Source organism: Nocardia sp. CDC159, assembly GCF_023740735.1.
GTDB lineage: Bacteria > Actinomycetota > Actinomycetes > Mycobacteriales > Mycobacteriaceae > Nocardia > Nocardia pulmonis.
On record NZ_JAMRXH010000011.1, the window covers coordinates 222934 to 243795 of the forward strand.

At 68.1% G+C, this 20862-nt stretch carries 19 protein-coding genes; 10 read left to right on the forward strand and 9 right to left on the reverse strand.

Going from position 1 to position 20862, the window contains the following annotated elements; translation table 11 throughout:
• Nucleotides 1–8 precede the first annotated feature (8 nt).
• From NDR87_RS24020 to NDR87_RS24050, 7 genes are all read left to right on the forward strand, one after another.
• On the forward strand, nucleotides 9–1523 hold the full coding sequence (locus tag NDR87_RS24020) for an MlaD family protein (protein WP_251915587.1): 1515 nt from the start codon (nucleotides 9–11) through the stop codon (nucleotides 1521–1523).
• A complete protein-coding gene (locus tag NDR87_RS24025) occupies nucleotides 1520–2557 on the forward strand; it encodes an MCE family protein (protein ID WP_251915590.1) in 1038 nt (345 codons plus the stop codon). Before NDR87_RS24020 ends, NDR87_RS24025 begins: the two co-directional genes overlap by 4 nt.
• Complete coding sequence (locus NDR87_RS24030; protein ID WP_251915733.1) at nucleotides 2557–3552, forward strand: MCE family protein; 996 nt, start codon at nucleotides 2557–2559, stop codon at nucleotides 3550–3552. The genes NDR87_RS24025 and NDR87_RS24030 overlap by 1 nt, the downstream gene beginning before the upstream one ends.
• Nucleotides 3549–4652 carry an MCE family protein gene (locus tag NDR87_RS24035; protein WP_251915591.1) on the forward strand — a complete coding sequence of 368 codons (1104 nt, stop codon included), beginning with the start codon at nucleotides 3549–3551 and terminating at the stop codon, nucleotides 4650–4652. Before NDR87_RS24030 ends, NDR87_RS24035 begins: the two co-directional genes overlap by 4 nt.
• The gene (locus NDR87_RS24040; RefSeq protein WP_251915593.1) at nucleotides 4649–5767 is read left to right on the forward strand and encodes an MCE family protein; all 1119 of its coding nucleotides are present in this window, start codon (nucleotides 4649–4651) and stop codon (nucleotides 5765–5767) included. The genes NDR87_RS24035 and NDR87_RS24040 overlap by 4 nt, the downstream gene beginning before the upstream one ends.
• Nucleotides 5764–6933 carry an MlaD family protein gene (locus NDR87_RS24045; RefSeq protein WP_372494285.1) on the forward strand — a complete coding sequence of 390 codons (1170 nt, stop codon included), beginning with the start codon at nucleotides 5764–5766 and terminating at the stop codon, nucleotides 6931–6933. Before NDR87_RS24040 ends, NDR87_RS24045 begins: the two co-directional genes overlap by 4 nt.
• A gap of 135 nt (nucleotides 6934–7068) precedes the next feature.
• Entirely contained in the window at nucleotides 7069–7884 is an 816-nt protein-coding gene (locus tag NDR87_RS24050; RefSeq protein ID WP_251915595.1) for a hypothetical protein, read from the forward strand.
• A gap of 69 nt (nucleotides 7885–7953) precedes the next feature.
• Here the strand turns inward: NDR87_RS24050 and NDR87_RS24055 are convergent, their stop codons facing one another.
• The 6 genes from NDR87_RS24055 to NDR87_RS24080 form a co-directional block, all read right to left on the reverse strand.
• A complete protein-coding gene (locus NDR87_RS24055; RefSeq protein WP_251915597.1) occupies nucleotides 7954–8547 on the reverse strand; it encodes a ribonuclease H in 594 nt (197 codons plus the stop codon).
• 11 nt (nucleotides 8548–8558) lie between these two features.
• Nucleotides 8559–9074 (reverse strand): SRPBCC family protein, encoded by a 516-nt coding sequence (locus tag NDR87_RS24060; protein WP_286014000.1) that lies wholly within the window; start codon nucleotides 9072–9074, stop codon nucleotides 8559–8561.
• Between the two features lie 127 nt (nucleotides 9075–9201).
• Entirely contained in the window at nucleotides 9202–10386 is a 1185-nt protein-coding gene (gene lhgO / locus NDR87_RS24065) for an L-2-hydroxyglutarate oxidase (protein ID WP_251915601.1), read from the reverse strand.
• An 11-nt stretch (nucleotides 10387–10397) separates the two neighbouring features.
• Nucleotides 10398–11063, reverse strand: a complete 666-nt coding sequence (locus tag NDR87_RS24070) for a hypothetical protein (protein WP_251915603.1) — start codon at nucleotides 11061–11063, stop codon at nucleotides 10398–10400.
• Between the two features lie 422 nt (nucleotides 11064–11485).
• The gene (locus tag NDR87_RS24075; RefSeq protein ID WP_251915605.1) at nucleotides 11486–12280 is read right to left on the reverse strand and encodes a TIGR03084 family metal-binding protein; all 795 of its coding nucleotides are present in this window, start codon (nucleotides 12278–12280) and stop codon (nucleotides 11486–11488) included.
• 53 nt (nucleotides 12281–12333) lie between these two features.
• Nucleotides 12334–13689, reverse strand: a complete 1356-nt coding sequence (locus tag NDR87_RS24080; RefSeq protein WP_251915607.1) for a hypothetical protein — start codon at nucleotides 13687–13689, stop codon at nucleotides 12334–12336.
• A 203-nt stretch (nucleotides 13690–13892) separates the two neighbouring features.
• Here NDR87_RS24080 and NDR87_RS24085 point away from each other — a divergent pair, with 203 nt between their 5' ends.
• The gene (locus NDR87_RS24085) at nucleotides 13893–14957 is read left to right on the forward strand and encodes a metallophosphoesterase (RefSeq protein ID WP_251915609.1); all 1065 of its coding nucleotides are present in this window, start codon (nucleotides 13893–13895) and stop codon (nucleotides 14955–14957) included.
• A 3-nt stretch (nucleotides 14958–14960) separates the two neighbouring features.
• On the opposite strand, the gene NDR87_RS24090 is transcribed toward NDR87_RS24085, so the two are convergent.
• Nucleotides 14961–15965, reverse strand: a complete 1005-nt coding sequence (locus NDR87_RS24090; protein WP_251915611.1) for a zinc-binding dehydrogenase — start codon at nucleotides 15963–15965, stop codon at nucleotides 14961–14963.
• Between the two features lie 250 nt (nucleotides 15966–16215).
• Between NDR87_RS24090 and lon the strand changes: the two genes are divergently transcribed.
• Nucleotides 16216–18555 carry an endopeptidase La gene (gene lon / locus NDR87_RS24095; RefSeq protein ID WP_372494286.1) on the forward strand — a complete coding sequence of 780 codons (2340 nt, stop codon included), beginning with the start codon at nucleotides 16216–16218 and terminating at the stop codon, nucleotides 18553–18555.
• 98 nt (nucleotides 18556–18653) lie between these two features.
• Here the strand turns inward: lon and NDR87_RS24100 are convergent, their stop codons facing one another.
• Both NDR87_RS24100 and NDR87_RS24105 read right to left on the reverse strand, forming a co-directional pair.
• Complete coding sequence (locus NDR87_RS24100; protein WP_251915613.1) at nucleotides 18654–19094, reverse strand: PaaI family thioesterase; 441 nt, start codon at nucleotides 19092–19094, stop codon at nucleotides 18654–18656.
• The gene (locus NDR87_RS24105) at nucleotides 19091–19672 is read right to left on the reverse strand and encodes a TetR/AcrR family transcriptional regulator (RefSeq protein WP_251915615.1); all 582 of its coding nucleotides are present in this window, start codon (nucleotides 19670–19672) and stop codon (nucleotides 19091–19093) included. The genes NDR87_RS24100 and NDR87_RS24105 overlap by 4 nt, the downstream gene beginning before the upstream one ends.
• Nucleotides 19673–19730: 58 nt before the next feature.
• On the opposite strand from NDR87_RS24105, the gene NDR87_RS24110 reads away from it, so the two are divergent.
• A complete protein-coding gene (locus tag NDR87_RS24110) occupies nucleotides 19731–20804 on the forward strand; it encodes a DNA polymerase IV (RefSeq protein WP_251915617.1) in 1074 nt (357 codons plus the stop codon).
• Nucleotides 20805–20862: the final 58 nt, after the last annotated feature.

Sequence of the window (20862 nt, forward strand, 5' to 3'; positions counted from 1 at the left end):
GCAAACGAATGATCATCGATCCGAGTGGCCGCGGACCGACGATGCGGCAGTTGCTCATCGCCGGACTCTGCGGGCTGGTGGTGTTCGCGCTCGCGCTGACCTTCCTGATGGCCCGGTACAAGGGCGCGATTCTCAATCCGAAGGTCGACGTCACCGCGAATATGACCACCACCGGCGACGGCCTGCCCGCCGAGGCCGATGTGAAGTTCCGCGGCGTGCTGGTCGGCACCGTCAAGGGGGTGTCGGTGGCGGCCAAGGGCGAGTTGCAGCAGGTGCGCATCGAGATGAATCCGGAGTATGTCGACGACATTCCGGCCAACGTCACCGCGCGCGTGGTGCCCAGCAACCTGTTCGCCGTCACCTCCGTCGAATTGGTCTACAACGGACCGGATACGGCGTCGCTGCGCGCCGGTGCACAGATTCCGGAGGACCGCAGCGAGGGCACCATCGCCCTGCAGGACACCCTCACGACGGTGCGCCGCATCCTGAACAAGATCGATCCGGTCCAGCTGGGCCGGGTGCTGAGCACGCTGTCCTACGCGCTCGACGGCAGCGGTCGCGTCCCCGGTTCGACCGTGGAGCGGCTGGACAATTGGCTCACTCACGTGCGCGCCGCGGTGCCGAACGTGGATCAGACCCTGGCGGATTTCTCCTCCTCCTTCCACGCGCTGAACGCCTCGGCGCCGGAGCTGATGGGCGTGCTCGCCGATTCGGTGAAGACCGCGCAGACCATCTCCGACAAGCGCGCCGAACTGGTCGGGCTGCTGACCGGTACCTCCGGCACCGTCGACCGGGTCAACGCGCTGTTCGCCCGCAACCCGGATGTGGGTAAGGAGGTGACCGCCGGAACCAGCGCGATGTTCGGTGCGATCTCGGACAATCCGGATGCGATCCCGCAGGCGATCGCCAATCTGAACAATTCGATTCGGGCGCTGAGCACGACCTTCCACTGGGGTCCGGGTAAGCAGATGGTCTGGAACGCGGGTCTGACCCTGACCCCGTACAAGCCCTACGACCGCTCCGACTGCCCGCGCTACGGCGAGCTGGCCGCGCCCAGCTGTGCCACCGCGCCGCTGGAGGCCACGCTGCCGCCGCTGCCGGATGCGATGAAGCCGCGTGCGCTGGATTCGGCCCAGGGCCTGCCCCCGGCCATGCCGATGCCGGGTCTGCCCGCCATCCCGGGCATCACCGCCCCGGACGATCGGGTCGCCGCTCCGGCCGATCCGGCGAATCCGGCCCATCCGTTCGCGGGTACCCCGCTGGCGGGACTGTTCCCCATGCTCGGCCTGCCCGTGCCGGGTCAGCCCGCGCCGCCCCCCGCCCCCGCCCCGGACAGCGGCGCGCCGGGGCAGGCGCCGGTGCATCCGGCGGGCCAGATCGCCGGGAAGCCGATCGCCTACACCGGTGACGCCGCCATCGTGGCGCTGCTCGGCCGCCAGCCCACCACTGCCGAATATCTGCTGCTGAGCTCGATCCTGAGGGGTGGAACCTTGCAAGTCACCGAAGGCGGTACCGGTCGATGAGCATTCGTAAACCGCTGATCGGGTTCGGCATCTTCGCGCTGGTGTCGATCCTGGTGACGGTGGTGGTGTGGAATACGTTGGCGCGCATCGTCGATGGCCCGACCAACACCTACAGCGCCGAATTCACCGATGTGCTCGGCCTGCGCGAGGGCGACGACGTCCGGATGGCCGGCGTCCGGGTGGGCAAGGTCGAGAAGATCGAGGTGGTGCGCGGCCCCGACCGGAAGAATGTCGCCCGGGTGACCTTCGAGGTGCAGCGCACCCAGACGCTCTACGGCAACACCAAGGCCCTGGTCCGCTATCAGAACCTGATCGGTCAGCGGTATGTGGCGCTGGCGCCGGGCACCAAGGGCGACACTATGCCCCTGCGCAACAAGGGCTCGATCCCGCTGGACCGGACGGAGCCCTCCTTCGACATCTCCGGCCTGCTCAACGGCTTCCAGCCGCTGTTCCAGGCGCTGCAGCCCGAACAGGTCAACAGTCTGTCCAACACCTTCATCCAGGCGCTGCAGGGTGACGGGGTCTCGTTGAGCGCGTTCATCACCCAGGCCGCCGCGGTGGCCGGGGACTTTCAGCGCCGCGACGCGATCCTGGCCGACGTGATCACCAATCTCTCCGCGGTGATGCAGGGGCTGGCGAAACGAGGTGACGAATTGGAGACGCTGGTGACCCAGACCCGGGCGCTGATCGGCGGCCTGTACGACCAGGGTCAGTCGCTGCAGGCCTCGACGGTCCAGATCGCCACGGCGACAACGTCGCTGGTGAATATGCTCGGCCAGGTGCAGCCCAGGCTCCAGGCCGCGCAGAGTTCCACCCGCGACGCGCTGACCCTGCTGATCGACAACGGCGCGAAACTCGACCAGGCGGCCGTCGACGTGCCGAACCTGCTCTCCAATCTCGGCAGGTTCACCTCCGAGGGCGCCTACGCCAATGCCTATGTCTGCAGCCTGGATGTCTCGCTGTACGGCATTCTGCTCCCCCGCGGTCTGCTCACCCAGATCGGCGGCAAATCCCACTCGGCGGTGTGCCGATGATGACGACGCTCAAACAACGTTTCAACGCCAATCGTTTCTTCTGGCTCGGCATCGTGGGTGCGGTGCTGATCGTGGTCCTGCTGATCGCGTCCAGCACCTACAAGAAGCTCGGTGTCGGAACCCAGGACATCAAGGCCGAGTTCGCGCAGACCGCCGGGGTGCGGGTCGGTGACAAGGTCGATGTGGCGGGGGTGCCGGTCGGCAGTGTCGCCGGCGCGGAGCTCGAGGGCGATCACGTGCTGTTGACCCTGCAGATCAACAACGATGTGAAGCTGGGTCCGGACGCCAAGGCGTCGATCAAGATGGCGACCCTGCTCGGGGCGCGCTATGTCGACCTGGATCCGGGCGACGGGTCGGGGCTGAAGGGTAAGCGGATTCCCAAGAGCAACACCGTGGTTCCGTACAACCTGGCCGATGTGGTGCAGATCGGGACGCCGAAGTTCGAGGCGCTCGACACCCAGAAGCTGACCGAGTCGCTGCGGGTGCTCGGCGATCAGATCGGTGGTTCGCCGCAGCTGACCGCGCAGGCGCTCGACAGCGTGGGCGCGTTGGCCAAGACGATCAACGATCGGCGTGAGCAGGTCGACGCGCTGCTCAAGGACCTGGATCGGGTCACCAAGATCCTGGGCGACAACCGCAACAGCGTATTGCTGGTGATCACCCAGGGTGAGGCGATCGCGGAGCGGGTGATGCAGCGGCAGGCGCTGCTGCGGCAGCTGCTGGACAATGTGGCGTCGTTGACCCGCCAGCTGCAGGAGATCGGTGCGGAGAACGACAATCAGTTCGGGCCGACGATCGAGCAGCTGAACACGATTTCGGCGGGTCTGCAAAAGAATCAGGACAATCTGGAACGGTTGCTGCAGATCATGCCGGTGTCGTTGCGGTACTTCAACAATGCGCTGGGTAACGGCCCGTACGGCGAGGTCGGCCTGCCATGGCTGTTCCCGGACAACTGGTTGTGCTTCGCCCGAATCGCCGAGGGGTGCCAGGGATGAAACCGACGATGAGCACGGTCACCAGGGCCGCGAAGGTATTCGTGGTGGGCCTGGCCGCGCTGGCCGCGGGCAGCTGCTCGGTGCTGCCGACCTCGGTGCAGGACGCGGTGGGCGCCACCCAGCACATCACCGCCGACTTCCGCAACATCGCGGGCATGTACGAGGGCAATCCCATCACCGTGCTCGGCCTCGAGGTCGGCAAGGTGGACAAGATCGTGCCCAAGGGCCAGTTCGCCGAGGTCCACATGGTGATCCAGGGCGATGTGAAGCTCCCGAAGAACGTTGTCGCGGCGCTCATCTCGCCCTCGATCGTCACCGACCGGCATATCGAGCTCACCCCGGTCTACACCGGCGGGCCGACCCTGCCGGACAAATCGCATCTGACCGTCGAGCAGACCCGCACGCCGGTCGAGCTGGACACGATGATCAAGACCATCGATCAGTTCGCCGCCGCGCTGAAGCCCGCACCGGGCAACAATGTCGGACCGCTGTCGGGCACCCTGCTCTACGACATGGTCAACGGCCAGGGCGAGAAGATCCGCGACACCCTCAACGCGCTGTCCGGCGCGCTGAAGGTCGGCGTCGACAACAAGGACGCGGTGGCGACCATCATCGTCAAGCTCAACGAGTTGACGACCATGCTGGCCGAGAACGACCAATCGGTGCGCGATTTCAGCAATCGGACCACCCAGCTGTCGCGGCTGCTCGCCGAGCAGGCCCCCGGCCTGCAGGCCACCCTGGACCAGATCAACGGCTTCCTGGCCAATACCAGCGGCGCGTTCGGTCAGTACCAGGATCAGCTGGCCACCAGCCTCACCGGCCTGACCGCGGTGACCGATCAGCTGCGCCGCAATGCCTACGGCGTCACCGAGATCGTCGATACCGCACCGCTTTTCCTGCAGAACCTGGACCGCTCGGTCAACCGGCAGAACCGCTACATTCGGCTGCACGGTGTGCTGGGCACCTCGCTGTCCGGTGAGGTCGTGAGCGTGTTCTGCGAACGCATCCAGATGCGTTCGGACGGCTGCCGGACCGGCAGGATCGAAGATTTCGGACCCGACCTCGGGTTGACCGCGGCACTGTTGGGACTGACGAAATGACGGGATTGCTTGCAGGAGCTCGGCTCTCGGTCCGGGCGCGGCGCGCCGCGGTGGCACTGGCCGCCTCGGTCGGCGTGCTGGCGGCGTCGGGCTGCGGCCTCACCGTGGAGAAGCTGCCGCTGCCCAAACCGGGCGTGACCGGTGACACCTATACCGTGCACGCGGTCTTCGCCAACGCGCTGAACCTCCCCGATCAGGCCAAGGTCAAGATCGGTGGTTCGGATGTCGGTGTGGTGTCGCATATCTCGACGAAGAACTTCCAGGCGGTCGTCGATCTGACCATCCGCAAGGACATCGAGCTGCCCGCGGGTTCGACCGCCGAACTGCGGCAGGCGACCCCGCTCGGTGACGTCTTCGTCGCGGTGTCCAAGCCGAAGTCCGAGCCGGGTACACAGCTGCTGAAGAACGGCGACACCATCGGCATCGAGAAGACCTCGGCCGGTGCGACCGTCGAGGAGCTGCTGCTGTCGATCTCTATGCTGTTCAACGGCGGTGGCGTCGCGGCGCTGGGGAAACTGACCTCCGAACTGGATTCGGTGGTGGGCGGCCGCCCGGATCAGCTGGCCAATCTGATCCGTCAGATGACCAGCGTCACCACCACCCTGCACGCCAACAGCGAACGAATCGACAGCACCCTCAACGGTTTCGGCGCGCTGGCCAACACCATCGAGGCCCGGCACAACGAGCTCGGTCGGGTCGCCGACACGCTGCCCGGCATGATCGGCACCATCGCCGAGAACAATCAGCAGATCGGCGAGCTGCTGACCAAGGTGTCGACCACCAGCGCCGCCCTCGGCGACTACTCCGAAACCACCGGAACTCAGCTGGCCGACCTGCTCGACAATGTGCACAAGCTGATGGACGCGCTCGCGCGCACGCAGAACGATCTCGGCCCGCTGCTGGACGCCTTCCACGAGATCCGGCCGAAGATCGACTCCACCTTCAAGGGCAACTCGCTGGCGAATGCGCTCGTCCTCACGTCGCTCAATACCAGCCTGCTCACCGATCCCCCGCAAGGCAAATTCTTCGACCTGCGCGATCTGCACGACATGCAGGGCAGTCTGATCCAGGTGCTGCAGATCGTCTACAGCCGAGTCACGGGAGGCCACCGGTGAGCTGGCTGAAGCGGCACAAGCTGCTGCTGTCGAATGTGGGACTGGTGCTCGCGCTGGTGATCGGCGCGACCTATCTCGCCGTCACCGTGATGCGGGTCAATCCGCTGCGCCAGACCTACACCGTGACGGTGAATCTCGACCGCTCCGGCGGCCTGCAGCCGGGCAACGATGTGACGCTGCGCGGCTACCGCATCGGCAAGGTGAACTCCATCGAGCTCGTCGATCGCGGGTCGGCCATCGCGGCCGAGGCCGAAATCGACAGCCGCTACCGAATTCCCGTCGACACCGCGATCGCCGTGCAGGCGCTGTCCGGCGCGGGCGAGCAGTACATCGACTTCCGGCCGTTCGCCGACGGCGGGCCGTATCTGGCCGACGGCGCCAAGATCGCCTTCGATCCGCAGAAGGTGCGCACGCCGACGCCGGTGTGGTCGGTGCTGGACAACTCCAGCGCGTTCTTCGCCCAGATCGATCCGGACCGGTTCAATGTCATTCTCACCGAACTGGATACGGCCCTGAGTGGGGGACCCGATCAGCTGCGGCACATGATCGACGGGCTCAGCCTGGTGACCGCGGGTCTGGACAATCTGCTGCCGCAGACCGCCAACCTGCTGGCCAATCTGCGCACCATCGCCGCGACCACCTCCAACGCGCAGCCGGATCTGGGCACGCTGACCCGCAATTCGGGGACGCTGCTGACCCAGTTCAACAACGCCAACGAGGAACTGAAGAAGGTGCTCGACAAGGCGCCCGGCCAGATGGAGCAGCTGGGGGCCGTACTCGACCGGACGCAGGACCCGATCTCCAGCCTGGCCGCGAATTTCGTGGCCATCACCAAGGCCGCGCAGTTGCGCCAACCGGCGCTGCGGGCGCTGTTCCCGGCGCTGGTGGTGGGCAGTTCCGCCGCGGGCGTTCCGGCGCACGACAACGAGTTCCATACCATCGTCGATATCTGGCCGCGCCCGTTCTGTCAGTACGCCACCAAACCGGTCGCGCCCCAGGTGGTGCAGGACGGCACGCTGCCGCGGTGGAACTACTGCATCAATCCGCCCCCGGATCAGCAGATCCGTGGTTCTTCGAATGCGCCGCGGCCCGATGTGCCCAACAACGGCGCCCAGATGCCGACAGGGGTCGATCCGAACGAGCGGACCCTGCCCCCGGTGCGGTGAGACGATGCCCGCGCGGTGGAAACACTATCGCGGCGGGCATACTCGCCGAGAGAACCTGTCCGGCCCGGGGCACTCCGGGTCGATCCGGCTACACGGTGTGCCGTGCGGCGCGCCGGGAAGGTGACAGATCGCTTCATGTCCGATGACGACGCTGCCAAGGAAAAACCGAATACCGAGGCCGAGGCGACCGCGAAGGCCGATCGCCCGCAAGACAGCACCGCCGCGGACGTGACCGCCGAGAAATCCGAGCAGTCCGCGGCCGCGGAGCCGACGGTGCGGGTGTCCACCGCGCCACCGACGCAGGCCGAGCCCAAGCCCGCGGAGCGGGAGAAGAAGGAACGGTCCGGATCGCTGCTGCCGGTGGTCGCCGCATTCGGCGCGGGTGTGCTGCTGGTCGCGGCGATCACCGCGATCGTGGTGTTCTGGAAGCAGTCCGACGATCGTGGACAGCAGTTGGACGATCGCGACGCCGCGGCCCGGGCCGCCTGCGATTTCGGCAAGCAGATCGGTACCTACGACGCCAAGACCTTCGACGACTACGTCAAGCGGGTCAAGGATCGATCGACCGGGGATTGGCTGACCCAGTTCGATGCCGCGTCCTCGGCCCTGCGCGAGCTGACCACCCAGGCCCAGGTGCGCTCGACCGTCGACGAGATCCACTGCGCGTGGGAGACCGGTGACGACGAAAAGGCCTCGGTGCTGCTGCTGATCACGCAGAACCAGTCCAAGGCCGCCACCCCGCAGCCGCAGCATCTGACCATCGGCGTGGTGGCGACGATGGAGAAGAAGGACGGCAAGTGGCTGGCCAGCTCCTTCAAGTCGCCGATGATGAACGATCTCGGCGGCCCGGCCGGACCCGTCCCGGGCGAGCCCGGTACGCCCGCCCCGCAGAGCGAGCAGTCGCCGACCCCGGCTCCCAACGGCCCGGCCGGAACTCAGCCGGGTCGCTGAAACGCCGCCGAACGCCTCCGGCTGTGGGCGGGTGATACCACAGCCGGAGGTCTCCGGGGCGGACCGGAGTCAGAACAGCGTGAGCGCGTCGGCGGGCTCGGCCGCCTGGGCAACGGCCGGGGCCTTTTTCGCGCGCGGGGGCGCGGTGACGACCTCGAGCGTGGTGGGTACGGCCGTGTCGATCGCGGGTAATGCGGGCAGATCACTCGTGCCGGTGGGCAGGGCGTTGGGATCCGCGGCGGCCGCGCGGGCGGCCGCACCGGCCAGCTTGTCGGCCTCCTCGTTGAAGTAGTTGCCCACATGCCCGCGCACCCAGCGGAAGCGCACCGGGCCGGGACGGGTGGCGATGGCATGGTCGATGTGCTGGACCAGTTCGGCGTTCTTCACCGGGCCGCCGGACGAGGTGCGCCAGCCGTTGAGCCGCCAGCTCGACAGCCACTCCGAGGCGCATTTGATGGCATAGAGCGAATCGCTCTCGATGAGCAGCGGTTCCGGGCCCGGATGCGCCACGATCGCCTCCAGCACCGCCCGTAGCTCGGCGACCTGGTTGGTGCCCGAGGCCGCCCCGCCGCTCGCGGACGCGCCCTGGTGACCGACCCACGCCCAGCCGATGGCGCCACCGGGATTGCGCAGGCACGAACCGTCGGTGCTCACGATGATCATGGTCGCCTACCCTACGCAATCCGACCGACAACATCGGTCCCGTGGAATTCCTCTATCTCTCTTCGCAATTGCGCCTCGCTTCGCCGCACGGCGGAGGTGATGGCCGCATCGATCAATTTGGTGCACAGTCGAGCCACCAGGCCGCGTGGCGGGCGGTAGTCGGCCTCGGAGGTGAGTACCGAGCGCCCGTGGCCGAGCGGGTCGAACCGTAAGGTGAGCGTGCCGAGGTCGGCGACGGGCCGATCGGACCGCGCAGGCGCCACCTTCCCCGGCCGGCGCCTGCGCAGCGTGTATCCGATGACCACGTTGCGGCGGTACTCGGTGATCTCACATTCGACCGTGGGGCGCCACAACCCGAGCCGAACGGCGGCGGCATACACGGCACCCGGCCCGTGGCCGGCGTCGCCGACCGGTTCGAATGCTGCGATGCCGAACATCCAGTCCGGCACGAACAGGTGGTTGTCGGTGTACGTGAACGCGACCTCCACCGGAGCCCCGACGTCGCTCGCGTACCTGATGTGGCCCATAGGCTTGCTTCCTGTTCCACGGCTGCCGACAAAAGTACTACAGAAGTCCTCTTTATTGGCGGTTACCGTCGAATAACTCGCGCGCTCCGGCGTGTCCGGCACATATCCGGCGAACAGGACGAATAGGTCAATCGTCCAACCGAGCGACGATATGCTCGGCGATGGGCAGCGCGGAGGTGGCCGCCGGGGAGGGGGCGTTGAGGACATGGACCGAGCGGTCGGTGCGCTCGACCAAAAAGTCGTGCAGCAGCGTGCCGTCGTGGGCCACCGCCTGGGCCCGGATTCCGGCCGCGCGTGGCAGTAGATCGGCGAGGGTCAATTCCGGGCAGTACCTTCGGCATTCGGCCAGGTAGCCGCGCTTGAACAGCGAATTGCGCAGCTCCCGAAGCCCCGTGCGGGCATGGGCCGCCGCCACCCGGTGGAAGCCGCGATAGCCCAGGATCTCTCGGGCGTCGCGCAGATCGATGCTGCCCTTGCGATAGCCCTCGCGGGCCAGCCCGAGTACGGCATTGGGGCCGACGGTCAGCTCGCCATCGATGGTCGGGCTAAGGTGGACGCCCAGGAATGGCAGCTCCGGGTCGGGGATGGGATAGATGAGGGTATTCACCAAACCCTTGCGATCGCTGGGCAACTGGTAGTACTCACCCCGAAAGGGGACGATACGCACCGGAATTCGCAGTCCGGCCAGCCGGGCCACCCGATCGGCCTGTAGTCCGGCGCAGGCCACCAGCCGCCGCGCCCGCCACGAGCCCGTGGGTCCGGCTACGACCACCGCGTCGGAAGTCTCGGTGACCGCGGTGATCTCGGCGCCCAGCACGATCTCGCCCCCGGCCGCGCGGACCTCGCCCGCCAGCGCCACGGTCACCCGCGCGTAGTCGATGATGCCGGTGCTCGGCACGAACAGCGCGCCCACGCCGGTCACCCGCGGTTCGCGGCGGACCAGCTCGGCGGCGTCGAGCAGCTCCACCTCGACCCCGTTGGCGACCGAGCGCTCGTAGAGCGCGAGCATTCGCGCGTGCTCGGCGGCATCGGTGGCCACCAGCAGTTTTCCGCACACCTCGTACGGAATGCCCTGGGCCGCCGCGAACTCCTTGGTCCACTGCGCACCCCGGCGGCACATCCGTGCCTTGAGACTGCCGGGCGCGTAATAGATGCCGGAGTGGAGCACGCCGCTGTTGTGTCCGGTCTGGTGCACGGCCAGCCCATCGGCCTTTTCGACCAGCAGCACACTCGCCCCGGGCCGGGTGGCCAGGAGGCGGTGGGCGGTGGCGACGCCGACGATGCCGCCGCCGATCACGCAGTAGTCGTACACCCGGGCAAGTGTCACACAGGGGGCCGGTGCAGTTGCATCGATTGCCTGCCGAGCAGGGGGTCGGAGAGGGCGACGGTGATCTCGCCGCTGCGGGTGTCGATGTCGGTGCTGATTCGGGTGATGCCCGCGGGATCGGCGGCGGCCTGCGCGCCGAGCTGGTGGGCCAGCGCGGTGGTGACGGCGGCGAGCACATTCGTATCGACCGTCATGGTCAGCGAATCCGGCTGTGGGCGGGTCACATTCGCCCCCACGTAGGTGTCGCCGGGCAGGCGCAGCCGCACGGGGGCCGGGCCGGCCTGCGGCATACCGGTGGTCGCCGCGGTGGTCGGTGTGGGCGCGGCCGCCGGAAGGGATTCGGACAGTCCGGGCAGCGGGGTGAACGGCAGCCGTACGGCCTCGGCGACGAGGCCGATCTCACCGGAAAGCCGTGCGGTACGCGCCGATTCGTGTCCGCCGCGCTCGTCGTCCGGCTCTCGTTCGGCGAGTCCCGTGCCGGGTAGCGCGATCTCGGTGCCGGGCATGCGGCCGGTCGCGGCGATCTGGTTGACGACGTAGGTTCCGGCGGCGACGGTCAGGCCGATGCTGGCCATACCGGCGGCGACGATGGCGGTGTACTGGAGGATCTGGGTACGCCGTCGCCCGTCGGTGCGACGCCGTGTCGCGGGGTGCTGCGACATCTCGGTGCGTTCCTTTCCCGCTCCCCTGGGAGTCCCCCTGCCCACGCCGACTCGCACCGTTGAAAGCCGAACGCGTGTCCAGATTACTGTGTCGCCGAGTACGACACCGAAACGCTGCGACCAAGATCACAACTCGAATGCTGGACTGTAAGATCGTCATTGCCGCCCAACGGGACAATTGTCACGATTCCGAGCGGACGAATTTCTTTGTGCGTCAGGTGTTTCCGGCGCGGAACAGGTGGGTAAACAATTCTTTAGCTGGCGAGCGTCCGCTTCGACTGCCAACTCGAAGACCTCCGGCCAACGGCGTCCGGTCGGCAACAGGCACGGCGCACCCAAAGTTGGCGCTCGCCCGCTCTCGCGCTGTCGCCGGACGCCGTGGCGAGGCCGCCCCGTGCACGCACGGGGCGGCCGTCCCCGGATCAGTGCGCGAATTGTCCTGCGGTGCGGCCTGTTCCGGCCGGTCCCGCGAAAGCCTGTGCGATACCCAACCATTCGACCGCATCGGGTCCGTGTGCGGTGACGGCCAGATCGCCGGGGTGGCGGCGCTGGGTGACCAGCAGGCAGAAATCCAGCGCGGGCCCCTCGACCCGCTGTGCCGCCTCCTCGGGTCCCCAGGTCCACAGCTCGCCGCCGGGGCCGCGCAGTTCGACCCGGAACTCTTCGGCGGGCGGCGTGCGACCGTGCACCTGGTACGCGAAGTTCCTGGTGCGCACGCCCAGGTGGGCGATGTTGCGCAGGCGCACGGTCGGGGTGCGGTTCGCGCCGAGTGCGTCGGCCACGTCCTGGCCGTGTGCCCAGGTCTCCATCAGCCGCGCGCTGACCATCGAGGCCGGGCTCATCGGCGGCCCGAACCAGGGCAGTTTCGTCCCGGGTGGCACCGCCCGCAGCGCCGGTGCGAGGGTCGCGCGGCCGCGCCGCCAGCGTGCGAGCAGTTCGGGAGCGGGTGTGGCCGCGGCCTGTTCGGCCGCCTCGTCGACGAAGGTCAGCGCCCGCGGCAGTGCCTCGCGCACCAGCTCCCCGAACGCCTCGGCATCGGTGGCCGAGAGCGCGGCGACCTCATCGGTCCAGGTCAGATGACCGATCTGATGTGCGATCGTCCACCCCGCGGCGGGCGTCGGACGCGCCCACTCCGCCGACGGCAGTCCGGCCACCAGGGCGTCCAGATCCGTGCATTCCGCCTCGAGGTCGGCGAGCAGCGCCTGCAGATCAACCACGGATTCAGCATCGCAGGACAACTCAAAAAAATGCAAGCATGCGTGCTTGTTATTTACCAGCCGAACAGCACCAGATGTACCGCGCCGACCACCAGGCCCAGCGCCGCGCCGTGCAGATACAGCAGCCAGGCGTCCTGTTCGACCGAGGCGTAGAACATCTCCATGAACTCGCCGGGGGTGAGCTGGCGCAGTTTGCGGGTGGCGAAATCGTCGATCGTCTTGGCCTGTTCCGCCGCGAACTCCTCGTCCTCGGCCAGGCTCGGCGCGAGGCCGACGGCCGCACCGGCCGCACCGACCTTGAGGTTGTCGAATTGGCGGCGGCCGAAGGCCATCCGCACGACCGAGGTGGTCGGGCCGAGCTGACGATGGATCTCCTCGGACACCAGGCGCTCGATGAGCCTGCGGGTCTTGTCGCCGTTGGGGCCCTCGAGCAGTTCGGTGGCCAGATTGGGCAGCGTCAGCACCTGGTAGGCCAGGATGCGGCCGAGGTCGGCGGCGGCCTGGGGCTGGCGCTTGGCCAGCAGCGCCTGGCGCCACAGATACCGGTAGCGCGGCTGGGGATCGCCGGGCTCGAACACCATCTTGATGGCGATCACGTTCACCACGACGCCGATCGCGGCCGCCGCGGTCAGCACCACCGCCCAGCCCGGAATCCAGCCGAGCACCGGAATGTCATGGTGCACCTGCATATACAGCGCGAGCAGGAATCCGAAGGGCGCGCCGAGCAGGCCGATGCGGATCATGAAGCGCAGCTCCGGCGCCGCGATCGTGGTGGTCAGATCCTTGAGGATGTAGGGATTGGCGCGCAGGTACCGGATGACGAAGCTCTTGATATCGATGAGCTGATCGACGTTGTCGCCGAGCTGCTCGAAGGCGCGCCGGGTCAGCGCGGGTAATTCGCGCTCCACCCGCTGGTACAGGATCGCGCGCGCCGGACGCGGCACCGCGCGCCACAGGTCGGGGTTCTCCCGCATCATGATCTCGTCGACGATCGGCTGCACCCGCGTGCGGGCGACCTCGGCGATGTAGTCCGCGACGCCCTCGAGGTCGAGTTCGTGGATGAAGTCCTTCGGGCTGCCGATGCGCATGATCGCCATATCGACGCAGATACTGGCCATCTTCTCGGCGCGGGCGGGGATGAAGCCCTGGAAGCCGATCTGCCTACCATCCCCGGAGAAGGTCGGCAATACCTGGACGCGGCGCGGGAAGTAGGGGTACAGCACGTGCAGCCCCGGAATGCGGATGCCGCGGAAGAACACCGGCCAGAACAGCATCAGCACGCCGGTCCAGTTGGTCAGCCATCCGGCCAGCGCGCTGAAGATCGGGAAGGTGATCAGGTCGACGACGACTTTCGGCTGGCCGGTGAGGTGTTCCCAGTCGATGAACACCCCGCCGGCGAGTGTCGTCATCGTGGGATCCCCCTTGCGCAGAACCTGGACGTGAGATGTCGGGATTCCAACATTTCCATCGGTCCAATCGAGTGTCAATCGCGGTGGGTCGGGCCGTTTTCACCCGTCGTTCGCCGTCAGGCAAACAGGATTCGGCGCGCGGGTCGCGCATCCGAGAATACTGGTCACTCGACCAATCTGGTGATGCGAGAGGGAGCACAGGGATGGACGACAGCACGCACGTGGGCCGCCGGGGATTTCTGGCGGGCGCGGCCGCGGTGGCGGGGGTGGCGGCCGTCGGCGGGGTGGCGGTGGCCGAGCCCGCGACGGCGGGCAAATTACCGCTGCCCACCACCGAGAACCTGCGCGTTCTGCTGACCGGCGACGCCGGGACCGGGAAGCGGCCGCAGTGGCTGGTGGCCGATGCCATGCGGGATATGCATCGGCGCGAACCGTTCTCGCTGGCCCTGGGCCTCGGCGACAACATCTACGAGAACGGACCGTGGACCGAGGACGACGTCCAGTTCGCCGACAAGTTCGAAAAGCCCAATCACGGCCTGGATTTCCCGTGGTTGATGGCACTCGGCAATCACGACACCAGCACGGTCCTCCCCGGCGACGCGGGATGGCTGCAGCGCGGTGACTTCGAGGTGGGCTATCACCGGCGTTCGGCACGCTGGTACATGCCCGCCCGCTACTACTCGGTGCGGATTCCGCAGCAGCGCCCCGTCGTCGAATTCTTCGTTCTCGACCTGAATCCGGCCGCCTCGTACATCCCCCAGGTGCTGACGCCCTACTGGGCGCCGAACGGGCCGTTCATGACCGAACAGGCGGCGTGGTTGGATCGCGCCCTGGCCGAATCCCAGGCGAAGTGGAAGATCGTCTGCACCCACCACCCGTATATCAACAACGGTCCGCACGGCGACGCCGGGAACTACGAGGGCGTGACGGTAGAGCCGCTGGACGGGCGGCACGTGAAGGCGTTTCTGGACCGGCACGTCCTCGGCCGGTGCCAGTTCCTGCTGTCCGGACACGATCATTCGCTGCAGGTGCTCGAGCCGACCGTGGCGACCAGGGGCACCCGGCAGATCGTGTCCGGCGCGACCGCCAAGTCCGTGCACGACGACGTGCTCGGCAAGCCGAAACCGGTGCATCCCAATCTGTTTCAGACGTTCACCGAGCTCGGTTTCATGGTCGCGGACATCACCCGGGAAGCCGTTCGGCTGCGGGTGGTCACGGTCGATCCGGGTTCGGGGGCGGCGACCGTCGCCTTCGATCGCCGCCTGTAGCCGCTACGGCTTCAGCACCAGCCGAATCGGGTTGCCCTCCTTGGCCTCCAGCGCGTGCACGGCCTTGGGCGCGTCGGACAGCGGCAGCACCGCGCTGACCGAGCGGGCGAAGTCGATCCGATGCAGCCGCTGCAACTGCACCAGCTGGTTCACATGCTCGGGCTCGGAGCCGTAGTGCCCGCGCAGCTGCTGGCCGAAGAAGCTGAACATGGTTCCGTAGGTGAGGGTGATCGGCTTGTCGGTCAGCCCGACCAACACCAGCCGACCACCCTGCCCCAGGCAGACCGCGGCCTGCTCGCGCACGGCCGCGACCCCCGCGAAGTCGAAGGCCGCCGCCAGCCCCGCCCCGTTCGTGGCCGCGTAGATCTTCTTGCGCAGTTCCTCGTCGGCGGGGTCGAAGGCGAAGTCCGCGCCGAATTCCAGCGCCCGCTGCCGCGCCGCGGGCAGCGGATCCACCGCGATGATCGGCGCCGCCCCCACCAGCCGCAGTAACTGCACACCGTGCGCCCCCAGCCCGCCAACGCCCCACACCCCCACCGGCTCCGCGGGCCGGACCTGCGCGGTAGCGGTGATCGCGGCCCACGGCGTCGACACCGCATCGGGAATGAAGCACGCCTGCTCGAACGGCAGATCATCGGGCAGCGGCACCAACGTATCCACCCGCGCCACCGTGTACTCGGCCCACCCACCGTCGTAATCCACCCCACGGGTGAACACCGCACCGTTGCGCAGCTCCCCCGCCTGCAACACCACCCGATCCCCCACCTTCGCCTGCGTAACCCCCGGCCCCAACGCATGCACCGTCCCCGCCACCTCATGCCCGAGCGTCACCACCTCCCCCTTCAAATACAGCGGAGACAACGTCCCATCGACCAAATGCACATCCGACAGACAAACCCCCGCCGCCTCGACCTTGATCAGCACATGATCGGGACCCGGCTCCGGAACCGGCACCTCCTCCACCTCGAGACGACGCTCCTTACCCAGGTGAAGACGTGCGGCCAGCATGTTCATCTGCTCCTTCGGAAAGTGGATCGTGAAGCGCCGCAACCCGCGACGCCGATCTTCCCGAGTATGTCACCGCGGTCGGGGCGATTCCCCGGAGTCGGGAAGCATGGGGTGTCCCACCGTCCGCCTCCCTGTTCGCTGCCGGTGAACATCCGTTCGGAACATTCCCGGAGGGGTGGGGGTTGAGTAGGTAACGCTCAACCTTGGAGGGGCAGTACTCCAGGGCGTGGTTTGGAAGGGGCTGAAAACTGTGAGTACCCCACAACGACTACCCGTGCTGTTTCTGACCGAGCCGATCGTGTTGCCGGGGATGGTGGTGCCGATCGAGCTGGACGAGGCGGCGCAGGCGGCCATCGATGCGGCGCGGGCGGCGAATTTGGAGACCGTGTTGTTGGCGCCTCGGTTGGCCGAGGGTTATGCGTCCTATGGCGTGGTCGCCACGATCGAGCAGCTCGGGCGGATGCGCGGCGGGGCCAAGGCGGCCGTGTTGCGTGCGGAGCGGCGGGCGAAGATCGGGCACGGGGTGACCGGGCCGGGTGCGGCGCTGTGGGTCGAGGCCGAGCCGGTCGAGACGCCCGCGCCGGACGGGCGCACCAAGGAGCTTGCGGCAGAGTACAAGAAGCTGGTCGTCTCGGTGCTGCAGCGGCGTGAGGCGTGGCAGGTCATCGACATGATCGACCAGATGTCCGATCCGTCGGCGCTGGCCGATGTCGCGGGCTACGCGCCCTATCTGAGCGACGAGCAGAAGCGCGAATTGCTCGAAACCCCGGATGTCGCGACGCGTCTGACCAAACTGATCGCCTGGGTGCGCGACCACATCGCCGAGATGGAGGTCACCGAGAAGATCAGCGAGGAAGTCCGCGAGGGCATGGAGAAGTCCCAGCGCGAATTCCTGCTGCGCCAGCAGCTCAACGCGATTCGCAAGGAGCTGGGCGAGAACGAGCCCGACGGCGCGGAGGACTACCGCACCCGCGTCGAGAACGCCGCACTGCCCGACAGCGTCCGCGAGGCCGCGCTGCGCGAGGTCGACCGGCTCGAGCGCGGCAGCGATCAGAGCCCGGAGGCGGGCTGGATCCGGACCTGGCTCGATACCGTGCTGGATCTGCCGTGGACGGTGAAAACCGAGGATTCCACCGATATCTCGGCCGCCCGCGCGGTGCTCGACGCCGACCACCACGGCCTGGACGAGGTGAAGGACCGCATGGTCGAGTACCTGGCCGTGCGCGCCCGCCGCGCCGCCCGCGGACTCGAGGTCGTCGGCGGCCGCGGCTCCGGCGCGGTGCTGGTGCTGGTCGGCCCGCCCGGTGTCGGCAAGACCTCGCTGGGCGAGAGTGTGGCCCGGGCACTGGGCCGCAAGTTCGTTCGCGTCGCCCTGGGCGGCGTGCGCGACGAGGCGGAGATCCGCGGCCACCGGCGCACCTATGTCGGCGCGCTGCCCGGCCGGATCGTGCGCGCGGTCAAGGAGGCGGGTTCGATGAATCCCGTTGTGTTGCTGGACGAGATCGACAAGGTCGGCTCGGACTTCCGCGGCGATCCGGCCGCGGCGCTGCTCGAGGTCCTGGACCCGGCGCAGAACCACACCTTCCGCGACCACTACCTGGATCTGGACCTGGACCTGTCGGATGTGCTGTTCATCGCGACCGCCAATGTCATGGAGACCATCCCGGGCCCGCTGCTGGACCGGATGGAGCTGATCACGGTCGACGGCTACACCGAGGACGACAAGGTGGCCATCGCCCGCGACTTCCTGGTCCCGCGGCAGTTGGAGCGCAACGCGCTGACCGCCGACGAGGTGAGCGTCACCGAGGCGGCGCTGCGCGAGATCGCGGCCAACTACACCCGCGAGGCCGGTGTCCGCCAGATGGAGCGGCTCATCGCGAAGGCCCTGCGCAAGGCCGCGACTCGGCTCTCCGAAGGCGAACAGCCCGAGGCGGTCACCGTCGACCTGGCGAATCTGAAGGACTACCTGGGCCGTCCCCGGTTCACCCCGGATTCGGTCGAGCGCACCTCCGTCCCCGGCGTGGCCACCGGCCTGGCGGTGACCGGGGCGGGCGGCGACGTCCTCTACATCGAGGCCAATGCCGCCGAGGGTGAGCGCTCGCTGACCCTGACCGGCCAGCTGGGCGATGTCATGAAGGAGTCCGCGCAGATCGCGCTGACCTACGTCCGCTCCCATCTGGAGGAGATCGGCATCGAGCCGAGGGTGCTGGATCGCGATATCCACATCCACTTCCCCGCGGGCGCGGTGCCCAAGGACGGTCCATCCGCGGGCGTCACCATGGTCACCGCCCTGGTGTCGCTGGCACTGGGCCGCCAGGTCCGCGCGGATGTCGGCATGACCGGCGAGGTCACGCTGAACGGCCGGGTGCTGCCGATCGGCGGCGTCAAGCAGAAGCTGCTGGCCGCCCAGCGCGCGGGCCTGAAGACGGTATTCATTCCGGCCCGCAACGAGCCGGATCTGGACGACGTCCCGGCCGATGTGCTCGAGTCGCTGGATGTCCGCCCCGTCGCCGACGTGGCCGAGATCCTGGCCTACGCCATCGAGCCGATCGCCGAACCGGCCTACGGCGCCGCTCTGGCCTCGGCCTGAGCGAGCGGAACCGGCCGCGCCCCAAGTCGATTCGCGGGGCGCGGCCGGCTCGGGCGCGGCGGCCACCCCTCGCGACCACCGGCACGATGATCCGCCGATCAGCGCCCGTCGGAACCCAGTTCCCGCTCGATCGCCCGCGTGGTCCCCTGCGCGACCGCGACCAGCACCGACGCGCCGTCCTCGGCGTCGGCGTAGATCTCGCAGTGGCACACGGCCTGCCGCCGCGTGGCGCCGGTGACCCGGGCCTCGGCGCGCAGCCGCGCACCGGCGGCCGGGCGCAGGTAGGTGATGGAGAATCCGCCGGTCAGCACGTTCGGGCCGAGTACCGAACCGGCCGCGTAGGTGAGCGAATTGTCGGCGGCATAGGCGAGGACGCCGCCGTGCACGTATCCGAACTGCTGGCCCAGCTCGGGTCGGATGGGGATCGTCAGCGTGACCGCGCCGTCGCCGTAGGCGGTGATCTCCGCGCCGACCAGTGCGCTGAAGGGTTGGGCCGCAAGCACCTTGCGGGCGAGGTCGAGATCCAGCGTCGCGGTCATCGGTCTGCTTTCTTGTCGTCGGGTCGGGGTGCGCGCAGCGCCTGCCAGGCGGCATCGGCCAGCACCGGCGCGATATCGGTCGGGGCCGTGACGATCTCGCCGCCCAGCCAGTGCCGCGCGTACTCCTGGGCGGGTCCCAGCCACAGCGCGTACACCAGATCGAATTCGAGATCGCGCACCGTGCCGTATCCGGCATGGGTGCGCCACCAGCGCCACACATTGCGCAGGAATTCCCGATTGCTCTCGCTCTCGCGCACTCCGGGCGGCCGGGCGGAGGTGAGCACCTTGGCCCGGTACTGGTTCTCGGCGACCCAGCGCAGATGCTCGATCACACCGCCTTCGATCCCGGCGCGGGCGTCGGTGCTGTCGCCGACGACCTGCCACAGGTGCCGCTGATAGTCGGCCAGCGCATTCGTCCAGACCTGTCGATACAGCTCGGCCTTGTCCGGAAAGTGGTGATAGAGCGCGCCGACGCTGGCTCCGGCCGCGTCGCGGATCTGCCCGAGGGTCGTCTCGACGGCCCCGTGCTCGGCGAACTGCCGCTCGGCCGCGAGCAGTAACCGATCGCGAATCTTCACAACCAGAATAATATTCTGGTTCCACTCGAATGTCACCGGCGTGCGGTAAGACGAGAGGGTGCCCCGGTGGCTGCTGCACGTGGACCTCGACCAGTTCCAGGCGGCGGTGGAGTTCCGCCGCCACCCGGAACTGCGCGGGCGGCCGGTCGTCGTCGGCGGCAACGGCGATCCGAACGAGCCGCGCAAGGTGGTGACCTGCGCGTCCTATCCGGCGCGCGGTTACGGTGTGCGGGCCGGAATGCCGCTGCGCACAGCGGCGCGCAAATGTCCGGACGCGGTATTCCTGCCCCTGGATCTGGCGACCTACGAGCAGGCCTCCGCGGAGGTCATGGATCTGCTGCGCACCTTCCCGGTGCGGGTGGAGGTGCTGGGCTGGGACGAGGCGTTCCTGGCCGCCGATACCGACGATCCGGTCGCGCTTGCCCGCGAGATTCGTTCCGCCATCGAGGAATTGGAGCTGACCTGCTCGATCGGCATCGGCGACAACAAACTTCGGGCCAAGCTGGCGACCGGATTCGCCAAGGCGGTCGGGAAGGGAGCCGACGCCGACCCCGGACCCGAGCATCCCGACGAGCCCGGGATCTTCCGTCTCACCGCCGACAACTGGACCGAGCTGATGGCGCACCGCCCGACCAGCGCGCTGTGGGGTATCGGCCCCCGCATCGCGAAACGCCTGAGCGAGTTGGGCATCGAGACCGTCGCGCAGCTGGCGGCCGCCGATCGCGCCGCGCTGGCCGCGGAATTCGGTCCCAATACCGGCCCGTATCTGTGGATTCTCGGCCACGGCCGTGCCGATACCGACGTGGTGACCGAACCCCGAATCCCGGTGGGGCGCGGTCGATCCGAGACCTTCCCGCACGACCTCACCGACCGCGCCGAGATCACCCGGCAGGTCGCCCGCCTGGCCGCCGAGGTGGCCGGGGAGATGCTCGCAGCGGGCCGGGTCACTCGGCGCGTCGGGGTCACCGTGCGCACCAAGACCTTCTACACCCGCACCAAACAGCGCAAGCTGGCCGTCCCGACCACCGATGTCGACGAGATCGTGCGGACCGCCGTGGCGATTCTCGACCGCTTCGAGCTCGACCGGCCCGTCCGGTTGCTCGGCGTGCGCCTGGAACTGGTCCCGCAATGATCGCCGGAATCGGGTATTTGACATGCTGGGCGGGCAGACTCGACGGGAAGGCAACGGC

Bases quoted from the DNA above. Each gene is read 5' to 3' on its own strand.
- NDR87_RS24020 (WP_251915587.1), top strand. From the start codon at position 9: ATGATCATCGATCCGAGTGGCCGCGGACCGACGATGCGGCAGTTGCTC.
- NDR87_RS24025 (WP_251915590.1), top strand. From the start codon at position 1,520: ATGAGCATTCGTAAACCGCTGATCGGGTTCGGCATCTTCGCGCTGGTG.
- NDR87_RS24030 (WP_251915733.1), top strand. From the start codon at position 2,557: ATGACGACGCTCAAACAACGTTTCAACGCCAATCGTTTCTTCTGGCTC.
- NDR87_RS24035 (WP_251915591.1), top strand. From the start codon at position 3,549: ATGAAACCGACGATGAGCACGGTCACCAGGGCCGCGAAGGTATTCGTG.
- NDR87_RS24040 (WP_251915593.1), top strand. From the start codon at position 4,649: ATGACGGGATTGCTTGCAGGAGCTCGGCTCTCGGTCCGGGCGCGGCGC.
- NDR87_RS24050 (WP_251915595.1), top strand. From the start codon at position 7,069: ATGTCCGATGACGACGCTGCCAAGGAAAAACCGAATACCGAGGCCGAG.
- NDR87_RS24055 (WP_251915597.1), bottom strand. From the start codon at position 8,547: ATGATCATCGTGAGCACCGACGGTTCGTGCCTGCGCAATCCCGGTGGC.
- NDR87_RS24060 (WP_286014000.1), bottom strand. From the start codon at position 9,074: ATGGGCCACATCAGGTACGCGAGCGACGTCGGGGCTCCGGTGGAGGTC.
- NDR87_RS24070 (WP_251915603.1), bottom strand. From the start codon at position 11,063: ATGTCGCAGCACCCCGCGACACGGCGTCGCACCGACGGGCGACGGCGT.
- NDR87_RS24080 (WP_251915607.1), bottom strand. From the start codon at position 13,689: ATGACGACACTCGCCGGCGGGGTGTTCATCGACTGGGAACACCTCACC.
- NDR87_RS24085 (WP_251915609.1), top strand. From the start codon at position 13,893: ATGGACGACAGCACGCACGTGGGCCGCCGGGGATTTCTGGCGGGCGCG.
- NDR87_RS24090 (WP_251915611.1), bottom strand. From the start codon at position 15,965: ATGCTGGCCGCACGTCTTCACCTGGGTAAGGAGCGTCGTCTCGAGGTG.
- NDR87_RS24100 (WP_251915613.1), bottom strand. From the start codon at position 19,094: ATGACCGCGACGCTGGATCTCGACCTCGCCCGCAAGGTGCTTGCGGCC.